Source organism: Methylobacterium sp. WL9 (assembly GCF_008040035.1).
GTDB classification, from domain to species: domain Bacteria; phylum Pseudomonadota; class Alphaproteobacteria; order Rhizobiales; family Beijerinckiaceae; genus Methylobacterium; species Methylobacterium thuringiense.
In genome coordinates, this window is the sequence record NZ_VRVE01000054.1 from 1 (window position 1) to 20,471 (window position 20,471).

Here is a 20,471-nt window from a genome sequence, read left to right on the forward strand (position 1 = left end):
TGCCGGCGCCGCGGGGGCGGCCGCAGGCGCGGCGGCTCCCGGCGACTGCGCGATCAGCGAAACCTTGGTGAAGCCGGCCTGCCCGACCAGACCCATCACTTCCATGATCTTGCCGTAGGGGACTTCCTTGTCGCCACGCACCAGCACCACCTGCTCGGGGTTCTGGGCCTTGAGTTCGCGCAGGCGCGGCATCAGCGTCTCGGCAGTGAAGCCGTCCTTGGCGATGAAGGGGTGACCCTCCTTGTCGATCGAGACTTCGAGTGGCTTCTGAGCCTGCGCGACCTTGGCGGCCGTGGTCTTCGGCAACTGCACCGGCACGCCGGTCGTCATCAGCGGCGCGGCGACCATGAAGATGATCAGCAGCACCAGCATCACGTCGACCATCGGCGTGACGTTGATCTCCGACATCGGGGTCGCGTCGAGGCCGTCCTCGTCGTCTCCGCCACTGCGGATCGAACCCATCGCCATGCTGTCTACCCTCCTGGGCGTCGGCGGCGCCGCATCGGCAGCCGCAACAGATATCCGAAGGCGACCTCGACCCCGAATCGGATCGATCGGTCGGTCGCCGGTGCTCGCGCGTCCCGCCGGGGGCCGGCCCGGCGAAGGGGCGCTACTCGGCGGCGGCGCGGCTCGCCCCGCGCTCGCGGGCGAGGCGGTTGCCGAGGATGCCGATTCCGGAGACGAACGAGGACTGGATGCGAGCGACGTCCCCGCTGAGCTTGTTGTAGGCCATCACCGCCGGGATCGCGACGACGAGGCCGATCGCGGTGGCGAACAAGGCCTCTGCGATGCCGGGCGCCACCACCGCGAGACTGGTATCCTGGCTCTTCGCGATGGACGAGAACGAATTCATGATGCCCCAGACCGTGCCGAACAGGCCGATGAAGGGTGCGGTCGACCCCGACGTCGCCAGGAGCGGCAAGCCGCTCTGCAGGCGCTTTACCTCCAGCGTGAGGGCACCGCGCATGGCGCGTTCGATGCGGTCGCGGCGCTCGGCCCGGCTCTCGGTCTGGTCGTGATCGCGCCAGGCTTCGAGCGCGGCCTGGACGACATGGCCTGCGATGCCCTTGGCGTTGCCGTCGAGCGCGCCGCCGGTCTGGACCAGCGTATTGAACGACTTGGCCTGGCTGCGGGCACGCGCGAGCCGCACGATCTTCTCGAACACCACCGTCCAGCACGCGATCGAGGCGATGATCAGCACGACCATCACGCCCTTCACGATCGGATCGGCCTGGAGGAACAGGCCGATGAACGAGAAATCGTGCGGGACCGACTCGATCGGCGGGAGGGGAGTGGGATCCATGGTCGGGCTCCTCAATGACGGATCACGGGCGACGTGGGCCGTCTCCGGTCCACGTCAACGGTTCCGCGCCGGACCGGTCGTCGGCCGGGCGGATGCTTGGGGTGCGCTAGCGAGCGAACTCGGCGCTGGTCTTCGTCGCCGTCTCGATGCGTTCGAGGCAGCTCTCGCGGTTGGCGTCGCCGCCCTCGCAGGCGAGGACGTCGTTGAGCAGGACGCGGCCGATCTTCGGGCAGGCGATGGCCGGGAAATCGAACAGGCGCACCACGGTCTTCTTCTCCTGGACAGGGCCGAGTTCGACCGCGAGGCGCTTCTGCGCCACACCCTCGGTGTCGAAGGCGAACAGGTCGACCTTGAGCGACTTCAGTGCCGTCCCCTTGCCGTTGTCGACGAGCAGATAGGTGCGGCAATTGTCGCCGGCGGGTTCGAGCCGGTTCAGTTCGAGCTTCAACGACGGCCCGGTCGCAGCGGCCGGCTTGGCGTCCTGTGCGAAGGCGGGCGCCGTCAGCGCACCGGCGAGCAGGCATCCTGCGGCGGCGGCACGCCCGGCACGACGAAAAAGCTGTCCGTTCCTGGCCACTTCGAATCCCTGAACCACGATGGCTGTCCTCCTCTCAACGGCGGCCCTTGAGCGAGCCTGCCTTGTCGAACCTGTCCTCCCGCCGGACGTCCGCCCCTGGGGCGGGAACGCGGCGGATCGGTACGGCAGCAGTCCAGCGGACCGGATCGCCTTCGCCCGAACCGATCCCCAGCCCCCTGAGCCGGCGGGTATGTCGCGCGGGTCCTCGGCACCGTATGCAGCGGAAGCCGGAAACGGCCTCCCGAGGAGCGATGGATCGAATGAGCAGGACTATCCGGCGCTGCCGAGGGCGGCGTCGGTGTCTGGCCGTTGCACTAACCGAGAAGAGGGAAAGCAATCAAGAGCGGCCGCGAATGTCAGAGTGATTCCAAACTGTTATTGAATAGCTGCGTCGCAGCACCGGAACGGCATTGCCTAAAGATCCCGAGTCTTGCGGCCCGATAACCCTGAGTGCACTGCGCTGCGTCGGCACAGGCGGGCGGGCCTGATCGGCAATGCCGAAGGCTCTCGCCTGATTCGATACGGGAGACCAAGTCGGCCTCCATCGTCTCGAAGCGGCTGCCCGCATGGCAACCGCATGCGTGATTTGCGCCACCGGAATGGAGACCGTGCGAACGCAACGGGATGACGCAGACATGGAAAAGGCCGGGGCTTTCGCACCCGGCCTTCCATCGGAACGAAACCATCGGTTCATCGCCGATGGTCTGCGTCTTATTGGTCGGAGTAGCAGGACTTGAACCTGCGACCCCCTGTCCCCCAGACAGGTGCGCTACCGGGCTGCGCTATACTCCGTCACATCCGTTCCGATGCCCCGAGGGGCTCGGCGCTCTTAGCTTTCGACCGGGGCCGGCGCAAGCCCGAAAGGCGTCCAGGCACGGTCGCGGCCGATGGCGGGGCGGTTTAAGGAGCGTCGGCGTCCTGCCCCGCCCCGACGGAGACCCATGCCCCCGCGCGCCATCGCCTTCGACCTCACCCGGCTGATCACACGGCTGCGGCATGCCAGCCCGACGGGAATCGACCGGGTCGATCTCGCCTATGCGCGCCACGTGCTCGGAGGCGAAGGACCGCGCTTCGGTCTGGTGACGAGTGCTTTCGGGCCGCGGGTGATCGATCGGGAACAGGCGCGCGCGATCGTCGACGCCGTCGCGGCGGGATGGGTCGAGGACGTGCGCGCAGAGGACGATCCCGTTTATCGCGGCCTCGTCGACGGAAGTCGCGTGCGCTCGTCCGCCGCCAAGGCCCGCCGCAGCGCGCTTCGCCGCCGGCAGATCCAACTGGGGACAGCATTGCGCACGCTGCGCGGCCGCGGCATCGCTGTCCTGCCGCCGGACACGGTCTACCTGCACAGTTCGCATCTGCGGCTCGACCGGCCGGCGCGGTTCGACTGGCTCTACGAGCGCCGCGACATCCGGCCGGTGTTCTTCGTGCACGACCTGATCCCGATCTCGCATCCCGAATACGGACGGCCGGGCGAATCGGACCGTCACAGGCAGCGCATGGAGACCATTGCCCGGCATGCCGCCGCAGTGATCGTGAACTCCGCCGACGTCGGCGGGCGCTTCTCGGCGCATCTCGCCGCGCAGGGTTTTGCGCCGAAACCGATCACCGTGGCGCCGCTCGGCGTCGAGCCGGTCTTTTCGGCACGCGACGGCGAGGCCCCGCGTTTCCTGCGGCCGACCTTCCTCGTCTGCGGGACCATCGAATCCCGCAAGAACCACCTGCTCCTGCTCCAGGTCTGGCGCGATCTCGCGGAACGGAACGGCGCCGACACCCCGCATCTCGTCATCGTCGGGCGGCGCGGCTGGGAGGTCGAGAACGTCGTGGACCTGCTCGATCGCTGCCGCGCGATCGCCCCGTATGTCACCGAGGTCACGGGACTCTCGACACCCGGCCTCGCCCGGCTGATGCGCGGTGCGACCGCCCTGCTGATGCCGTCCTTCATCGAGGGCTACGGCCTGCCGGTGGTCGAGGCGGCGGCGAGCGGATTGCCAGTCATCGCGTCCGACATTCCCGTGCATCGCGAGATCGGCCACGGCTTCTCGCAGTTCCTGGATCCCCTCGACGGCCCCGGCTGGCGCACGGCGATCGAGGCGTTGAGCGAGCGATCCTCTTCGCTTCGATCGTCGCTCGCGGCGCGATTCACGGGATACCGGGTTCCGGGCTGGCCAGCCCATCTCGACAAGCTCGATGCCGCGATCGAAGCTCTCGACCTGCCGTGATCGCGTCGGGTCGCAAACTTGCCTCCCACCGCGCTGACGAATATGGAAAACCGTCAGTCTTCGTGGCAGCCGACCGGCGGCCGTGGGGATCTGCCGCGAAGAACGGGGCTCGCACGCGATGACGATCGTCGATGTCGACCGGGATGCCGTGAAGCAGGGGCTGGCCGACGGCTCGATCCTGCTGATCGACGTGCGCGAGGAGCACGAGTTCGCAGGCGGGCACATCCCCGGCTCGGTCTCCTATCCGCTCTCCGATTTCGATCCGGACACGCTCAAGGCGCTGATCGCGACGGACGGGCGCCGGCCGGTCTTCTCCTGCGCCTCGGGCGTCCGCTCGGTCCACGCCATCGCCGCCGCCCGGCAGGCCGGGCTCGACGTGAGCGAGCATTACGAGGGCGCCTTCAAGGATTGGTACGGCTCGGGAGAGCCGATCGAACGCTGATCGCAGACAGCCGTCGAGGTTCAGCCCGGTGCCCCGGCTCCATTCCCCGTTCCAGTCCGCCCGCTGCGGCGGTTGTGTGCGGCACCGCACAACACGACCCGTCCCGAGCCTCTAGCGCGGGATGAAGGGAACCCAAAGAATGCGCAACGCCCGGCTTTACAGCCTCGTCACGATCGGTCTGGCCGCAGCGTCCGCGGCGTCGCCCGCGTTCGCGCAGGCGCCCGGTGCGCCGCCGCCCGGCGTCACCGTCTCGAAGCCGGTGGTCCGCGAGATCGTCGAGCAGGATCAGTATACCGGCCGCTTCGATCCGATCGAGTTCGTCGAGATGCGCGCCCGCGTCACCGGCTATCTCGACAAGATCATGTTCCAGGACGGAGCCACGGTGAAGAAGGGCGAAGTGCTCTTCCTGATCGACCGCCGGCCCTACAAGGCCGCGCTCGAACAGTCCCAGGCGACGCTGACCTCGGCCAAGGCACGGTTGTCCTTCACCCAGACCGACCTCGAACGCGCACAGGTGCTCTCGAAGGGCGGCAACATCTCCGAGCAGGTCACCGACCAGCGCCGGCAGGCCTCGCAAACCGCGCAGGCCGACGTCGACAGCGCCGAGGCGGCGCTCCGCAACGCCCAGCTGAACTACGACTTCACCGAAGTGAAGTCGCCGATCAACGGCCGCATCAGCCAGCGCGCAGTCACCGAGGGCAACATCGTCATCACCGACCAGACGCTGCTGACGACGATCGTTTCCCTCGATCCGATCTATTTCGGCTTCACCGTCGACGAGAAGTCGTTCCTGAAATACCAAACCGCGCTCGGCATCGGCATGGGCGTGACCCAGCGCGGCAAGGGCGCGCCGATCATGATCGCGCTCACCGGCGAGGAGAAGCCGACCCACAAGGGCACGCTCGACTTCGTCGACAACCGCGTCGACGGCCAGACCGGTACGATCCTGCTGCGCGCCACGGTTCCGAACGCGGACGGCTTCATCAAGCCGGGCCTGTTCGGCATCGTCTCGATGCCGGCGACGAAGCCGTACGAGGCGATCATGATCCCGGACGAGGCGATCTCGGCCAACCAGGACAAGCGCATCGTCTACGTGCTCGGCGCCGAGGACAAGGTCGAGGCCAAGCCCGTGAAGATCGGCCCGATCGTCGACGGCTACCGCGTCATCCGCGACGGTCTGAAGCCTGACGACGTCGTCGTGATCAACGGCGTCGCCAAGGTCCGTCCCGGCGCCAAGGTCAAGCCCGAGACGAAGCAGCTGCCCCCGACCAAGAGCTGACGACCGCGCCGTATCCAGCGCGCACCATTCGCCGCGCCAAAAAATCCACTGCGTCCCCGGCGGGGCCGCAGACGAAGACATGAGCCGACGATCCGGATCACCCGGCGCGGCGGCGGAAGGTTGAGCCGATGCGTTTTGCCCATTTCTTCGTCGACCGGCCGATCTTCGCCTCGGTCACGTCGATCATCTTCCTGATCCTCGGCATCGTCGCCTACGAGAAGCTGCCGGTCTCGCAATATCCCGAGATCGTGCCGCCGACGGTGACCGTGCGTGCCTCCTTCCCGGGCGCCAACGCCGAGACCGTGGCCGCCACCATCGCGACGCCGCTGGAACAGGAGATCAACGGCGTCGACAACATGCTCTACATGACGTCGCTGTCGACGAACGACGGCGCCATGCTGCTCACCGTCACCTTCAAGGTCGGCACCAACCTCGATATCGCGAACGTCCTCGTCCAGAACCGGCTCTCGGTGGCCCAGCCCCGCCTGCCGCCGGACGTGCGCAACCTCGGCGTCATCGTCCGCAAGGCATCGCCCGACCTGATGCTGGTCGTGCACCTGCTCTCGCCGAACAGGACCTACGACCAGAACTACCTCGCCAACTACATCTACCTGAACATCCGCGACGAGATGCTGCGTCTGGATGGTGTCGGCGACATCACGATCTTCGGCGGCAACGAATACGCCGAACGCGTCTGGCTCGATCCGAACAAGCTCGCCGCCTACGGCCTGACCACCACCGACATCACCACCGCCCTGCAGGAGCAGAACGTGCAAGTCGCGGCGGGCCAGCTCAACGGCCCGCCGGCCGACCCGAGCGCGGCCTTCCAACTCGTCGTGCAGTCGCAGGGGCGCTTCAAGACGCCGGAAGAGTTCGCCGAGGTCATCGTCAAGGCGCGCGACGGGCGGCTCGTGCGCATCAAGGACGTCGCCCGCGTCGAGATGGGCCAGAAGGACTACACGACGAACTCGTTCCTCAACGCGACGCCCGCCGTCGGCATCGGCGCGTTCCAGCGGCCGGGCACCAACGCGCTAGAGGCGGCGGCGTCCGTCAAGGCGACGATGGAAAGCCTGAAGAAGAACTTCCCGCCCGACGTCGAGTACCGGATCGCCTACAACCCGACCGAGTTCATCGAGGAATCGATCCACGAGGTCTACAAGACGCTGTTCGAGGCGGTCGGCCTCGTCGTGATCGTGATCCTGGTCTTCCTGCAGAGCTGGCGCACGGCGCTGATCCCGGTAATCGCGATTCCCGTGTCGCTGATCGGCACCTTCGCGGCGATGGCGGCCTTCGGCTTCTCGCTCAACAACCTGACCCTGTTCGGGCTGGTGCTCGCCATCGGCATCGTCGTCGACGACGCGATCGTCGTGGTGGAGAACGTCGAGCGCAACATGGCCGAGGGGCTCTCGCCGGGCGAGGCCGCGCACAAGACCATGGACGAGGTCGGCAGCGCCGTCCTCGCCATCGCACTTGTGCTGGCGGCGGTGTTCATCCCGACCGCCTTCATCCCCGGCATCTCGGGCCAGTTCTACAAGCAGTTCGCGCTCACCATCGCGGCCTCGACCATCATCTCGGCCTTCAATTCGCTGACGCTCTCGCCGGCGCTCTGCAAGATCCTGCTCAAGCCGCATCACGAGCACGCCAAGCCGAAGTTCTTCCTCACCCGTTTCGTGAACTGGCTGGCACACCTGTTCAACCGCGCCTTCGATGCGCTGTCGAACGCCTATGCCGGCACCATCCGCGTGCTGACGACCTCGATCGTCGGCCTGCTCGCGATGCTCGTCGTCTACGCGGCGGTGATCGCCGGGACGATCCACCTCGTCCAGACGACGCCGACCGGCTTCATCCCGGACCAGGACCAGGGCTACCTGATCGGCGTGGTGCAGCTTCCCTCGGGTGCCTCGCTCGACCGCACCACGGCGGTGGTCAACCATGCCGCCGAGATCGCGCGCGGGGTCGACGGCGTCACCAACACGGTCATCATCGCCGGCTTCGACGGTGCGACCTTCACCAACACCACCAACGCGGCGGTGATGTTCCTCACGCTCAAGGGCGCGAAGGAACGGGCCGCCGTCGGCCGCAGCGCCGCCGTCATCACCGGTGACGTGCTCAAGGCGACTGCCGGCATCCAGGAAGCACGCGTCATCGTGATTCCGCCGCCACCGGTCCGCGGCCTCGGCCAGGGCGGCGGCTTCAAGATGCAGATCGAGAGCCGGCAATCGTCGGAGATCGGCCCGCTTCTGGCGGCGGTGAACGAGGTGCTGGGACAGGCCAACCAGAGCAACGACGTGCAGCGGGTCTTCACGACCTTCGCCAACGACACGCCGCAGCTCTATCTGGACATCGACCGCACCGTCGCGCGCATGTTGAACGTGCCGCTCACCAACGTCTTCAGCACGGTGCAGGCGGCGCTCGGCGGCACCTACGTCAACGACTTCAACACGCTAGGCCGCATCTATCAGGTCCGTGTGCAGGGCGACGCCCCGTTCCGCATGTCGCAGCGCGACATCGAACAGCTCAAGGTGCGCTCCTCAACCGGCGCACTGGTGCCGATGGGGACGCTCGCGACCATCCGCGAGATCACCGGCCCGCAGATCGTGCAGCGGTTCAACCTGTACTACTCGGTGCCCGTCCAGGGCGTGGCCAAGCCCGGTATCTCGACGGGTCAGGCGCTCGACGCCATGGAGCAGATCGCCACCAAGGCGCTGCCCGACGGCTACGCCTACGATTGGACCGAAATCGCCTACCAGCAGAAGGCGGTGGGAAACACGGCGATCTACGTGTTCGCGCTGGGCGTGCTCCTCGTCTTCCTGGTGCTCGCCGCGCAGTACGAATCCTGGGCCCTCCCGCTGGCGATCCTGCTTGTGGTGCCGACCGGTGTGCTGGCCGCCCTGCTCGGCGTGCAGTTCCGGGGGCAGGACAACAACATCCTGACCCAGATCGGACTGATCGTGCTGATCGGCCTCGCCGCCAAGAACGCCATCCTGATCGTGGAGTTCGCCCACGACATCGAGGAATCGGAGCACAAGGGCCCGGTCGACGCCGCCGTCCACGCCTGCCGCTTGCGCCTGCGTCCGATCCTGATGACGGCCTTCGCCTTCATTCTCGGCACCGTACCGCTCGTCATCGCCACCGGCCCCGGCGCCGAGATGCGGCAGGCCCTCGGTACCGCGGTATGCTTCGGGATGATCGGCGCGACCTTCTTCGGCCTGTTCCTGACGCCGGTCTTCTACGTGGTGATCCGCCGCTTCGTGATCTGGATCGACAGAAAGCGCGGCAAGCGCAACGACGAAGCGCCAGGCGCGCACCCGGCCCACGGATAGAGACGCGGGACCCGGCACGAAAAAAGCCGGCGGGCAATGCCCCGCCGGCTTTTCCATATCGCAGTCGCGGACCCGCGAAGCTTGCCGAAGTGCGAACTAGAAGAACGGACGCGGACCGTAGAAGCCGTAGGGCCGGTAGACGGGACGCGGGCGATAATACGCGTAGGGACCGCCGTAACCGGGCCCGCCATAGAAGCGCCGCGGGCCGTAGAAGTTGGGACGGCATTCACCCCAGGGGTTCGGGTGGAAACCGGGGCCGCAGCCGCCGGCCACGCGCTCCACTTGGGCTCCATCCACCGCGCCGAGCAACGCGGGGCTGAGCGGGGCGGCGCTCGCCGCCGACGCGAGACCAAGGCCACCCGCGAGCGTCGCCGCGGTCACAAAAAGCTTCAGGTTCGTCATTCTGGGACCTCCTCGACCATTCGGCGCGAAGCGACCGCGACCGGAGATGGGATGAAACACATTTTTCCCTGAACGCTCGCTGAGCCGATCGTGGCAACATCGTGTCGACCGTCGTCCCCAACGTAGGACCCGCCAGGAAGGCTACCGTGAGCATCCAAGTGTATCCAATACTCATAACACCGCGAACTCTCTTTGCCGATCGGGACCGGCGCACAGCCGAACCTGCGATCGCGTCGTTTCTGGCAGAACTCGATTGCGCAGAGATATGATCGACGGCCTATGAGGCGTCAGCGGTGCATCCACACACGTCAGGCCAGGCCCGCCGCATGGTCTTCCGCGGTACTGCGCATGGCAGAAGACGCACGAAACCGGCTCCCACTCGACGCACAGCGTCCTACATCGCAGGATCATGAGCACCGTCTTCACCCTCGACCCCCGCCTTCAGGGCGACACCGCTGCGATCGGCGACCTCGCCCTGTGCTCCGTCCTGCTGATGGACGATTCCCGGTTTCCCTGGCTCATCCTGGTGCCGCGCCGGGAGGGCTTGAGCGAGCTGACCGACCTCACGCCCGAAGACTCGGCCACGCTGATGGAGGAGATCCGCCTCGCGACGGGCGTGATGCAGGCGCTGTCGAAGCCCGACAAGGTCAACGTCGCCGCGCTCGGAAACGTGGTGGCTCAGTTGCACGTCCACGTGATCGGGCGTTTCCGCTCGGATCCGGCTTGGCCGAGCCCGATCTGGGGTGTCGGCACGGCCAAGCCCTACCCAGCCCATGCCCGCGCCCAGCTCATCGAGCGCGCCGGCGCCCTGTTCGCTTCGGCCTGACCATGGCGGACGCCTTCGACCGCCTGGGCTTCGTGCGCAGCCGGCTGGTTCGCCACGGCGCTGAGCGCGAGCACGTCCCGGTCCCTCCGATCGAGGCACCGGGCACGGGCAATCTCGTTTTCGTCGGCGACCGCGTGGTTCTACGATCGGGCGAACCGCCAACGGCTCTGCTCGCCCCCGACGATATGGCGCAAAGGGCAGTTGACCCGCTGACGATCTTTCTCGGCCGCGCAGAGGGACGCCCGGTCTTTGCCACCGGGCTACCGGAAGACGCAGGCGAGGCTTTTCCCGAGCCGGCGTTTCGCATCTCGGACCTGCGCGGCATCGCGGCCCAGGGGGCGGTGGCCGCGGACGAACTCGGCTTGCTCGCTACCGCGAAATCCGTCCTCGCCTGGCACGGCCGCAACGGCTTCTGTTCCAACTGCGGCGCGGCCACCGAGGTCAAGGCGAACGGCTTCCGGCGCGAATGCCCGGCCTGCGCGATGCATCATTTCCCACGCACCGACCCGGTGGTGATCATGCTGGTCCACCGGGGCGATGCCTGCCTGATCGGCCGCGGCCCGCACTTTCCCGGCACGATGTATTCCTGCCTCGCCGGATTTGTGGAACCCGGCGAGACGGTGGAAGACGCGGTGCGCCGCGAGACGATGGAGGAAACGGGCATCGCCATCGGCGAGGTCAGCTACCGTGCATCGCAGCCCTGGCCATTTCCGTCCTCTTTGATGATCGGTTGCGTCGCCGAAGCGACCAGCGAGACCATCACCCTGGACCCGCTCGAACTCGCCGACGCCCGCTGGGTTACCCGGGACGACCTGCGCGCGATGTTCGAGGAGAGCCATCCCGAGGGCATCACCGCGCCGCAGCCGCTCGCCATCGCGCATCTGCTGCTACGGGACTTTCTCGAGGGAAACGTCTGATCCGTCACAGGATGACAGGATCAGATCTCGACCGGAGCGCCCTGCCCCACCCCGACGCCCTGCGGATCGAAGGCCACGCTCTTTACGATCGCATAGACCGGCCGCCCCAGCACCAGATCGAGGTCGCGCACCGACGCTCTCGTCAGCCGCGCCGCGAGGATCGCCCCGTTGCAGTCGATCTCGACCATCACCGAGGCGCCCGTCTCGGTGAGCATTTTGACCTGTCCCGACAACACGTTGCGTGCACTCAGGCCTCGTGGCAACTCGGTCGCCACGAGCACGTCGCGGGCCGGAACGCGCAAGCGGACGGCGCTTCCTGGCACCGCAGCGAGGCGGGGAACGGAGAGCAGCCCGGCGCGGCCACTCAACCGCGTCAACCCGGTCGCCTCGTCATGCGCGGCGACCGTCATCGCCAGAACCGCCCCGGCCTCGGCCGCATCGGGGATCAGGTCCGGCCTGCGTAGCACCGTATCCGCCGATCCGCTCGCTGCGACGCGCCCCGCTTCCAGAACAACAACCGTCGAGGCCAGCCGCGAGACCTCCGCCACCGAGTGGCTGACATAGACGATCGGCACGCCGGATTCGTCGCGAAGCCGCTCGATATGGGGAAGAATTTCGCCCTTGCGGGCCTCGTCGAGGGCCGAGAGCGGCTCGTCCATCAACAGCAGGCGCGGCCGCGACAGCAGCGCTCTGCCGATCGCGACGCGCTGGCGCTCGCCGCCGGAGAGGCCAGCCGGGCGCCGGTCGAGCAGCGGCCCGATGCCGAGCAGCCCGACCACGTTCGAGACCTCGGACTCCGTCGTCTCGACTCCGTGCCGGCGGGCGAACCAGCGGCCGAAGCCGAGATTCTGGCGTACACTGAGATGCGGCATCAGCCGCGCCTCCTGAAACACGCAGCCGATCCGCCGCCGATGCACCGGCACCCGGACGCGGCCCGCCGTATCGAGCAGTACCGTCCCGTCGACACTGATGCGGCCGCGATCGGGCTGCGTCAGACCGGCGATGAGGTCGATGACCGTGGTCTTACCCGAGCCGGAACGCCCAAACAGGGCCGTGAGCCCTGCCCCGGCGCTGAAGGCGACGTCGAGCGCAAAACTCCCGCGGCGGAGGGCGAGGTCGATCTCGATCGTCATGAACCGACTGCCCCGCTCGACGCGTTGTCGGCTGGAAAGCGCAGGAGCCCTGAATGATCACCGTCCACCATCTGGAAAACAGCCGCTCTCAACGGGTGCTGTGGCTGCTGGAGGAACTCGGGCTCGCCTACGACGTGAAGCGCTACGCCCGCGACCCGAAGACGATGCTGGCGCCGCCCGAACTGCGGGCCGTGCATCCCCTGGGCAAGTCGCCCGTGCTCGACGACGACGGCACCATCGTCGCGGAATCGGGCGCGATCGTCGAATACCTGACGGCCCGGCAGGGGGGCGCCCTCGCGCCGGCGCCCGGCACGCCCGAGCACCGGCGCTACACCTATTTCCTGCACTACGCCGAGGGCTCCGCGATGCCGCCGCTGCTGCTGAAGCTCGTGTTTTCGCGGTTGGCGCCAGGCAGCCCGGCGCTGCTGCGCCCGCTGGTCCGAGCCATCGCGGCCAAGGTCACGACCGGCTTCGTCGATCCGGACCTGCGCCGTCATGCCGGCTATTGGGAGAGCGAACTCGCCGAGCGGTCCTGGTTCGCCGGTGATGCGTTTACAGCGGCCGACATCCAGATGAGCTTTCCGCTCGAAGCCTTCGCCTCCCGCGGGACGGGGGCGGGACCGAAGGTGCGGGACTGGCTCATCCGTATCCACGCGCGGCCAGCCTACCAGCGGGCGCTGGAGCGCGGTGGGCCGTACGCCTACGCTTGACGCTCTCACGCCCCCAGCCTCCGCCCGAGTCGTCGAGCGAACAGTTCCGACAGCAGCAGTGCCGTCATCGAGAGCGCGATCGAGATCAGCGTGAGGCGGAGCGCCGCCGCCTCGCCGCCAGGCACCTGGGTCAGCGTGTAGATCGCCGAGGGAAGCGTCTGCGTCTCGCCGGGGATGTTGGACACGAAGGTGATCGTCGCACCGAACTCGCCCATCGCCTTGGCGAAGGCGAGGACCGCGCCGGCGAGAATGCCCGGCAGGCTCAGCGGCAGCGTGACGACGAGGAATACCGCAAAGGGCGGCGCACCGAGGGTCGCGGCGGCCTGTTCCAGCTTGGCGTCCACCGCCTCGATCGAGAGGCGCATCGCCCGCACCATCAGCGGAAAACCCATGATCGCGCAGGCGAGCGCGGCGCCGGTCCAGCGGAACGAGAAGACGATACCGATCTCGGAGAGCCAGGAGCCGACGAGCCCCTTTCGCCCGAAGGTCAGCAGCAGCAGGTAACCGGTCACGACCGGTGGCAGGATCAGCGGCAGGTGGACCAGCCCGTCGAGCAGGGCGTGGCCGGGAAAACGCTTCCGCGCGAGGAGCCACGCCACGGCGAGGCCGGGGATCAGGCTGGCGATCGTCGCCACCGCCGCGACCCGCAGGCTGAGGGCGACGGCGATCCATTCGTCGGGGGTCAGTCCGAGGCGGTCCAAGGCGTCCGGTGGTCTCCCTGCGTAGCCGTTGTATCAGCCCGTGCAGAACCCTTCAGTCAACGGCGTTCGCTCTGGGAGTCGGCGATTGCCGCGAATCGAGAAGGGCGGCGTTGCGCATCACCGTCGAGCGCGCCGCCTCGATGGCGATCTTGGCGGCATTCATCGTGCGGGCCTCGGCATGCCGATGGAGGGCGAAGCGGGCGATGTCGGAGGCGAGCCCGTCGACCTCGTCGGCCAGTTCGGCGAGACGCGCCGCCTCGGTGGTCGTCCGGGCCTGATCGCGGATGTCGAGCAGCCGTTCGGTCGCGACCTCGAGCCGCTCGCGGCGCAATCGCGAAAAACGCTGGCGGAGCCATGCCAGGATCGAGCCGACGCCGCCGCCGAAGAAGGCGACGAGGTAGATCCAGGTCTCGTAGCGCTCGATGAAGCTCTCCTGCTCGCGCTCGAAATAGTCGATCGCACCGGGGTGGATCGGCAGCTTCGCACTGGTCGCGTCGGCGGTGGTTTCGTAGCGCGGTGCGCGGATGGCGTTCGCGGCCGGGTTCGTTTCGGCCAGCCCCGCGCGCATCTCGAACAGGTGCTGCGTGACCGAGGCCGCCACGCTTCGCGGCAGGTTTGCGCGCGCCATCAGCCGATAGGACGCGCCGACGGTGGTGACGTCCTCGGCTGGCATTTTCGGATTTCCGCCGAAGAGACCAGCCGGAATGGTGACGGTGGCGAGCTTCGGGTTCCGCTGGTTCAGCGCCACGGCATCCTGCACGCCGATCAGCCGGGCATCGTGATCGGGGCTCGCCTGCGCAACGAGGCCGACGATGCGCCTCGCCGCCGGCGTCGTCGGCGTGGTGACGACGACGACCGCGTCGATGCGTTTCTCGGCGAAGGCCGCCGCGAGGCTCTTCTCCTCAAGTCCGACCAACCCGACGGTGTCGTCCGGTACGGCCGCGCCGGATTCAGGATCGACGAGACTCAGGCCGTCATGCTCCAGAAGGCCGGTGATCAGAGCCTTGTCGGCGACTCGCTGGGCGATGAAGCCGAGACGTCTGCCGGCGAGCGCGGGCATCGTCTTGATGCCGGACGCTTCCGGCGTGATCACGAGCACCGCCTGCTCGCGCAGGACCGCCAGCGTTAGGCCGTTCCCCGGCAGGGCGACGTCGGGCCTAACAACGGCAAGGTCGACCTTGCGGGTCTTCAAGGCCTCGGCGCTCTCGCGCACGCCGTCGAAGGACAGGATCTTGAGACGGATGTCCTTGTTGCCGGCCTTGAGTGCGTCGGCATAGGCCTGGAACAGCGCTAGCTCGGTCCCACCCTGCGGTGCGACCGCGAGGGTCAGCGTCGTCGCCCGCGAAAAATAGTAGGCGGCCGCTCCCGCGACGGCCACCGAAGCCGCCACGACGAGAACGATCGCCTCTCGCCTGATTACCCGCCGCGCCATCGGCTTCCCTATCGCCAGTGAAGCGCCGTGATAAGGCAAGCGGTCTGCCGGCGTGAGAGTGCCGCCCTCATCTTTGGGCAACCCTCGTGCGGCGGCCGGCCGCGGCGGCTCGCAACGCGACCGGCCAGCGCCCAGCTTAACGGCGCGGTCCACAGTTGGATCGCGTGGACCCCGAAACAGCGATGTCCGTATTCCAAAGCGTCGCCGAGCCGATTCGAGAACCGGCCGGCATCCCTCTGTCGAGCTTCGTCGTCGGCCAGGATCCGTCCGGCTGCTGGGTGGCCGTCGAGACACATGGCCTCGGCGGCGGCCTTTCCCGCAGCCGCCAGGATGCCGTGCACTACGCGCTGGCCGAGACTCCGGGCCGGCCGGACGCGATCCTGATCGCGACCGGGCCGGTGGAGCATAGGATCTAGGACTTCTTCTCGGAGCCGACGACCGAAAATCCCTGCTTCTCGAAGAACGGCTTGGCCGCCGGGCTGCGCAGCCAGACCAGCAGCCTGGCGGCGTCCTCGTTGGCGGAATCCTTCGTGCGGGCGATCGGGTAGACGATCGGGGGGTGGCTGTCGGCCGGGAAGGTCGCGACCACCTTCACGCTCGCATCCGAGACGGCATCCGAAGCGTAGACGATGCCGAGGGGGGCCTCGCCGCGGGCGACGAGTAGCAGGGCCGCGCGGACGTTCTCGGCCTGCGCGACCTTGTCCTTCACGGCCTCCCAGGCGCCGAGGTTCGTGAGCGCGGCCTTGCCGTACTTGCCGGCCGGCACCGCATCGACGTTGCCCATGGCGAGACGGCCGTCACCGAGCTCCGTGGCGAGGTCGACGCCGGGTTTGAGATCCAGTGCCGCGGTCGAATCCTTCGGCGCGATCAGGACGATGGCGTTGCGCAACAGGTCGACGCGAGTGTCGGGCCTGATGCTGCCGGCCTTCTGCGCATAATCCATCCAGGCGAGGTCGGCGGAGAAGAACAGGTCGGCCGGCGCACCGGACTCGAGCTGCTTCGCCAGGGCGTTCGAGCCGGCATAGGAGATTTTTACGGTCTTCCCCGTCTCCTTGCCCCAAGCGGCCGTCGCCTCGTCGAGGGCGTTCTTCAGGCTCGCCGCTGCAAACACGACGACGGGCGCGTCCGCAGCATCGGCTGGACCGGTGGCGGGAAACGAACCGAAAGCCAGTGCTAGTCCGAAGAGGCCCGCGAGCCAGGAGCGGCGGGTCGATATTGCATGAGCCAAGATGATCGCGCCTCGGTCGGAGCGCAGCCCTGGCACTGGTCAACCGTGCCCCGGCCACGCATCGGAGATATCGAAGAGGCTACCTGCATGGCAGGCCCCATTCCCCAACGGCGCTATATCCCGGCGGGAACGGCGCGACCATAGCGGCGAGCGATCCGTGCGCCAAGCCGAACGGCCGGAGCGATCAGCCGGCCTGATCGTCGGACGGCGTCTTACGTTCCGAGCGCATCAAGCGGCTCAGCAGCACGAGCAACGAGCCGGGCACGGGCGCGTCGAGCGCTTCGGACCCCAGCACCTCGTCGCGCGAAGAGCGGAGACGGCGACGGGCACGATCGCCCGTCACGACGACGGGACCACGATTCGGAGCTTTTCTTGCTTTCATGACGCAAACGGTTGTTTCGGCGCCGGGTCGATCTGGGGATGCTGGCCGGCGATGCCAAGCGGAACCCCGCGTCGCATGTACCGCTTACAGATTAAACAATTTGCCTCGCGGTTAAGCGTTCCCACACCGTTTTGGAAAAGCCGTGGAGAGCGAGGCAAGTCGGTGCTACTCCGCGCGCCATGCTCGAAGGCCTTCCTCCCCATCGCCCGACCCACGTCCTGCGCCTGTCGACGGATGAATCATCCGCACGCGCCATGACCGACGTGCTCGGCGAGATGTTCGAGCCAACCGAGACGGCCGTCGCCGCCTTCGAGGTCGAGGGCACGACCACGTGGCAGCTCGAAGCCTATTTCTCCGAGGAGCCCGACGCGGATTTCATCCGCGAACTGATCCGGCCCATCATCGGTGACCGGGCGGACGAGGCCGTGTTCGACACGATCGAACGGCAGGATTGGGTGAAGGCTTCGCTCGAAGGACTGAAGCCGGTGCGGGCCGGGCGCTTTTTGATCCACGGTTCACACGACCGGGAGCACATTCGCTCCAACGACCTCGCCATCGAGATCGAGGCGGCTCTCGCCTTCGGTACCGGCCACCACGGCACCACGCTCGGCTGCCTGCGGGCGCTGGCCGACGTGCTGAAGCGCGGGCGCCCGCGCCACGTCCTCGACGTCGGCACCGGCACCGGCATCCTGGCCTTCGCGGCGGCCAAGGCCCTGCGCTCCACGGTGATCGCCGGGGATCTCGACCCGGAGGCCGTCTGGACCGCCAAGGGCAACGCCCGCCTCAACGGCATCGGTGGAAACCTTCGCCTCTACGAAGGTCCCGGCGTGCGCCACGCACTCGCCGACCGGCCGCGCCGCTTCGACGTCGTCTTCGCCAACATCCTGGCCCGGCCGCTCAAGCGTCTCGCCCCGACGCTCACGGCAGTGGTGGCGGATCACGGCGTGCTGGTCCTGTCCGGGCTGATCGAGCGGGACGTTCCCGGGGTCCTCTCGACTTACCGCCACCGTGGCTTCCATCTCGCCCGCCTGGGCGTGATCGAGGGATGGGCGACGCTGGTGCTGCGACGTGGCGGAGCGTCCCCTCGGGTTGTTGCGGGTCGCCGAACCGCCGCGTAACCCTTACGGCATGACGAGCCCGCGCCGCCGCTTCCAGACCTTCGACGATCCGAGCCACCGCAAGGGCCCAGAGCGGATCGCCGCACTCCGGGCCGCCATGCGCGAGGCCGGAGTCGATGGCTTCGTGGTGCCGCGCGCCGACGAGCACCAGTCGGAATACGTGCCCGCGAACGCCGAGCGTCTGGCATGGCTTACCGGATTCACGGGCTCGGCCGGCGCAGCCGTCGTCCTGACGGACAAGGCAGCGCTTGTCGTCGACGGGCGCTACACCCTGCAGGCGCCCGAACAGGTCGATGCCGGGATCGTCACGATCGTGCCCCTGGCAGAGAAGAGCCTCGATACCTGGATCGGCGAGAATCTCGGCGTCGGCGAGGTGCTCGGCTACGATCCCTGGCTGCACACGGCCGACGGCGTCGCACGGCTGGAGCGGGCCGCAACCAAAGCCGGCGGCTCGTCGAAGGCGGTCGCGAACCTCGTCGATGCCGTCTGGGCCGGTCGGCCGCCACAGCCGGCAGGCCGCGTCGTGCTCCAGCCGATCGAGCATGCCGGCGAGACGGCCCAGGCGAAGCTCGCCCGCATCCGCGAAAAGCTCACGGCGGCGAAGGCCGATGCGCTGGTGATCTCGGACCCACACAACCTCGCCTGGGCGTTCAACCTGCGTGGATCGGACGTGACCCACACGCCGCTCGCGCTCGGCTACGCCATCGTGCCGAGGGAAGACCGGCCGAGCCTGTTCCTGAGTTCGAGGGATCTCGCGCCGGAAGCGCAAGCCGACCTCGGTACGCTCGCCGACCTCGCCCCGCGCAGGGCGTTCGAGGATGCTCTCACCGCCCTTGCCGGCAAACCCTCCAAGATCCGGCTCGATATCGCGACCGCTGGGGCAGCGCTCAAGGAAACGATCACGTCGGCCGGCGGCACCGCCGACATGGGGCCGGATCCGATCACCGGCATGAAGGCGATCAAGAACGCCGCGGAAATCGACGGCTCACGCGCTGCGCACCGGCGGGATGGCCTTGCCGTGACGCGCTTCCTGGCGTGGCTGCAGCGCAAGGCTCACGGCGGCGTCGGCGAAATCCAGGCCGTCGAGGCCCTGGAGGATTTCCGGGCGGAAGGCGGCCTGTTGCGCGAGGTGTCGTTCCCGACGATCTCGGGCTCGGGTCCGAACGGCGCGATCGTGCATTACCGCGTCACCACGGCGACCGACCGACGGGTCGAGCCGGGCGAACTCTTCCTGATCGATTCCGGGGCGCAATACGCCGACGGCACCACGGACATTACCCGTACCGTGGCGGTGGGTACGCCGACGGAGGAGATGCGCGACCGCTTCACGCGCGTGCTGCAGGGACACATCGCCATCGCACGCGCGGTGTTTCCGAAAGGCACGACAGGGGCACAGATCGATGCCTTCGCCCGGCGGCCGCTCTGGGAGGCAGGACTCGAGTTCGATCACGGCACCGGCCACGGCGTCGGCGCCTTCCTGTCGGTTCACGAAGGACCGCAGCGCATCGCAAAGACGGGAACGACGGCGCTGGAGTCCGGCATGATCCTGTCGAACGAGCCCGGCTACTATCGCGCGGGCACCTACGGCATTCGCATCGAGAACCTGATCCTGGTCGAGGAGCGCGCCATCGCGGGCGGCGAAAGACAGATGCTCGGGTTCGAGACTCTGACGCTCGCGCCGCTCGACCGCCACCTGATCGTCGCCGACCTGCTGTCTCCTGCCGAGACGGAATGGATCGACGCTTATCACGCCCGAGTGCGCGAGACGCTCGGCCCCGATCTCGACCCGGACACGCGCGCCTGGCTGGAAGCCGCGACCCAGCCGATCGGATCATAGAGGCGATCTCGTCACCCTGAGTCGTCGTGCGGTGATCCGGTAATCGTCCTATCTGGGTCCGGGCGTGGCCGTTCCCGCCGGGCGGCCCTTCGCTGCGGGCTTGGCAGCCCATTCTGGATCGGATCGCGGACCGCCTGCCGTGTCGGTCGCCCCCTGAAGCTGACCGGGCGCTACGTCCTCGACGCGCTTCCAGGCCTGCGAGGCGCAGAACACCAGCATGCAGCCCTTGACGGTCAGGACCGAAGGCTGGTCGCTCCATACCGTCACGTCGTAGGATTTGCCGTTGTCGGCATTGTAGATCTTGCCTTCGTAGTGCCCCTCGCCATTCGGCTGCAGCCCGGGCAACATTTGATGGCCGAGTTGCAGGCGTGTCTGCTTGCTCGGGTCCGGGTTGTACTTGTCGACTTTTGCCTTGCCGTTATCGTCCTGCGGCTTGCTCCCCCAGACGACGTAGCCGCAAAGGCGCGTGCTCTCCGATTTGCAGCGCTCCGTCCGAACGCGCGCGCGACCGTCTTCGGTGAGCCACGTACCGAAGGGTTCGGAGGCACGTGCCGAGCTCGAATCGACGCAGCTGAAAGCGGCGACGGCAAAGAGTGTCGCCGTAGCGGCGCGGACGACGATGGGTGTCATCGATACCTCTTG

At 67.7% G+C, this 20,471-nt stretch carries 20 protein-coding genes and 1 tRNA gene; 10 read left to right on the plus strand and 11 right to left on the minus strand.

The features are described 5' to 3' along the window. The 4 genes from tolR to FV217_RS15220 all read right to left on the minus strand — a co-directional run. On the minus strand, positions 1-468 hold a 468-nt coding region (gene tolR, locus FV217_RS15205; protein ID WP_147818023.1), incomplete at its 3' end, for a protein TolR. Between the two features lie 142 nt (positions 469-610). Beyond that, positions 611-1,303, minus strand: coding sequence for a MotA/TolQ/ExbB proton channel family protein (locus tag FV217_RS15210; protein WP_147818024.1), 693 nt, complete (start codon positions 1,301-1,303; stop codon positions 611-613). A gap of 106 nt (positions 1,304-1,409) precedes the next feature. Further along, positions 1,410-1,808 (minus strand): Tat pathway signal protein, encoded by a 399-nt coding sequence (locus FV217_RS15215; protein WP_238230518.1) that lies wholly within the window; start codon positions 1,806-1,808, stop codon positions 1,410-1,412. Positions 1,809-2,595: 787 nt separating this feature from the next. Next, positions 2,596-2,672: transfer RNA gene (locus FV217_RS15220), tRNA-Pro, on the minus strand. A 149-nt stretch (positions 2,673-2,821) separates the two neighbouring features. Between FV217_RS15220 and FV217_RS15225 the strand changes: the two genes are divergently transcribed. The 4 genes from FV217_RS15225 (at position 2,822) to FV217_RS15240 (ending at position 9,143) form a co-directional block, all read left to right on the plus strand. Next, a complete protein-coding gene (locus FV217_RS15225; RefSeq protein ID WP_147818025.1) occupies positions 2,822-4,099 on the plus strand; it encodes a glycosyltransferase family 1 protein in 1,278 nt (425 codons plus the stop codon). A gap of 118 nt (positions 4,100-4,217) precedes the next feature. Continuing rightward, positions 4,218-4,541: a rhodanese-like domain-containing protein gene (locus FV217_RS15230; protein WP_147818026.1), complete on the plus strand. Its 324-nt coding sequence runs from the start codon at positions 4,218-4,220 to the stop codon at positions 4,539-4,541. Between the two features lie 139 nt (positions 4,542-4,680). Further along, positions 4,681-5,820, plus strand: a complete 1,140-nt coding sequence (locus FV217_RS15235) for an efflux RND transporter periplasmic adaptor subunit (RefSeq protein ID WP_147818027.1) — start codon at positions 4,681-4,683, stop codon at positions 5,818-5,820. Between the two features lie 128 nt (positions 5,821-5,948). Next, positions 5,949-9,143 carry a multidrug efflux RND transporter permease subunit gene (locus tag FV217_RS15240; protein WP_147818028.1) on the plus strand — a complete coding sequence of 1,065 codons (3,195 nt, stop codon included), beginning with the start codon at positions 5,949-5,951 and terminating at the stop codon, positions 9,141-9,143. A gap of 96 nt (positions 9,144-9,239) precedes the next feature. Here FV217_RS15240 and FV217_RS15245 read toward each other — a convergent pair whose 3' ends face one another. Next, positions 9,240-9,545 carry a hypothetical protein gene (locus FV217_RS15245; protein WP_147818029.1) on the minus strand — a complete coding sequence of 102 codons (306 nt, stop codon included), beginning with the start codon at positions 9,543-9,545 and terminating at the stop codon, positions 9,240-9,242. A gap of 409 nt (positions 9,546-9,954) precedes the next feature. Here FV217_RS15245 and FV217_RS15250 point away from each other — a divergent pair, with 409 nt between their 5' ends. Together FV217_RS15250 and nudC are read left to right on the plus strand one after the other, a co-directional pair. Continuing rightward, positions 9,955-10,371 (plus strand): HIT domain-containing protein, encoded by a 417-nt coding sequence (locus FV217_RS15250; RefSeq protein ID WP_147818030.1) that lies wholly within the window; start codon positions 9,955-9,957, stop codon positions 10,369-10,371. Positions 10,372-10,373: 2 nt separating this feature from the next. Next, positions 10,374-11,288, plus strand: coding sequence for an NAD(+) diphosphatase (nudC, locus tag FV217_RS15255; RefSeq protein ID WP_147818031.1), 915 nt, complete (start codon positions 10,374-10,376; stop codon positions 11,286-11,288). Between the two features lie 20 nt (positions 11,289-11,308). Here the strand turns inward: nudC and modC are convergent, their stop codons facing one another. Next, on the minus strand, positions 11,309-12,421 hold the full coding sequence (modC, locus tag FV217_RS15260; protein ID WP_147818032.1) for a molybdenum ABC transporter ATP-binding protein: 1,113 nt from the start codon (positions 12,419-12,421) through the stop codon (positions 11,309-11,311). A gap of 53 nt (positions 12,422-12,474) precedes the next feature. Between modC and FV217_RS15265 the strand changes: the two genes are divergently transcribed. Next, a complete protein-coding gene (locus FV217_RS15265) occupies positions 12,475-13,131 on the plus strand; it encodes a glutathione S-transferase (RefSeq protein ID WP_147818033.1) in 657 nt (218 codons plus the stop codon). A gap of 5 nt (positions 13,132-13,136) precedes the next feature. Here the strand turns inward: FV217_RS15265 and modB are convergent, their stop codons facing one another. After that, entirely contained in the window at positions 13,137-13,832 is a 696-nt protein-coding gene (modB, locus tag FV217_RS15270) for a molybdate ABC transporter permease subunit (protein ID WP_147818034.1), read from the minus strand. Between the two features lie 52 nt (positions 13,833-13,884). Beyond that, complete coding sequence (locus FV217_RS15275; protein ID WP_147818035.1) at positions 13,885-15,264, minus strand: TAXI family TRAP transporter solute-binding subunit; 1,380 nt, start codon at positions 15,262-15,264, stop codon at positions 13,885-13,887. Between the two features lie 182 nt (positions 15,265-15,446). Between FV217_RS15275 and FV217_RS15280 the strand changes: the two genes are divergently transcribed. Then, on the plus strand, positions 15,447-15,680 hold the full coding sequence (locus FV217_RS15280; RefSeq protein WP_147818036.1) for a hypothetical protein: 234 nt from the start codon (positions 15,447-15,449) through the stop codon (positions 15,678-15,680). Here FV217_RS15280 and modA read toward each other — a convergent pair. Next, positions 15,677-16,498 (minus strand): molybdate ABC transporter substrate-binding protein, encoded by an 822-nt coding sequence (gene modA / locus FV217_RS15285; RefSeq protein WP_147818044.1) that lies wholly within the window; start codon positions 16,496-16,498, stop codon positions 15,677-15,679. The genes FV217_RS15280 and modA overlap by 4 nt on opposite strands. A gap of 178 nt (positions 16,499-16,676) precedes the next feature. Continuing rightward, entirely contained in the window at positions 16,677-16,835 is a 159-nt protein-coding gene (locus FV217_RS15290) for a hypothetical protein (RefSeq protein ID WP_238230279.1), read from the minus strand. A 218-nt stretch (positions 16,836-17,053) separates the two neighbouring features. Here FV217_RS15290 and FV217_RS15295 point away from each other — a divergent pair, with 218 nt between their 5' ends. Then, complete coding sequence (locus FV217_RS15295) at positions 17,054-17,992, plus strand: 50S ribosomal protein L11 methyltransferase (RefSeq protein WP_147818038.1); 939 nt, start codon at positions 17,054-17,056, stop codon at positions 17,990-17,992. 10 nt (positions 17,993-18,002) lie between these two features. Next, positions 18,003-19,829, plus strand: a complete 1,827-nt coding sequence (locus tag FV217_RS15300) for an aminopeptidase P family protein (protein WP_147818045.1) — start codon at positions 18,003-18,005, stop codon at positions 19,827-19,829. Between the two features lie 48 nt (positions 19,830-19,877). On the opposite strand, the gene FV217_RS15305 is transcribed toward FV217_RS15300, so the two are convergent. Next, positions 19,878-20,459, minus strand: a complete 582-nt coding sequence (locus FV217_RS15305) for a DUF2147 domain-containing protein (protein WP_147818039.1) — start codon at positions 20,457-20,459, stop codon at positions 19,878-19,880. Between the last annotated feature and the right edge of the window lie 12 nt (positions 20,460-20,471).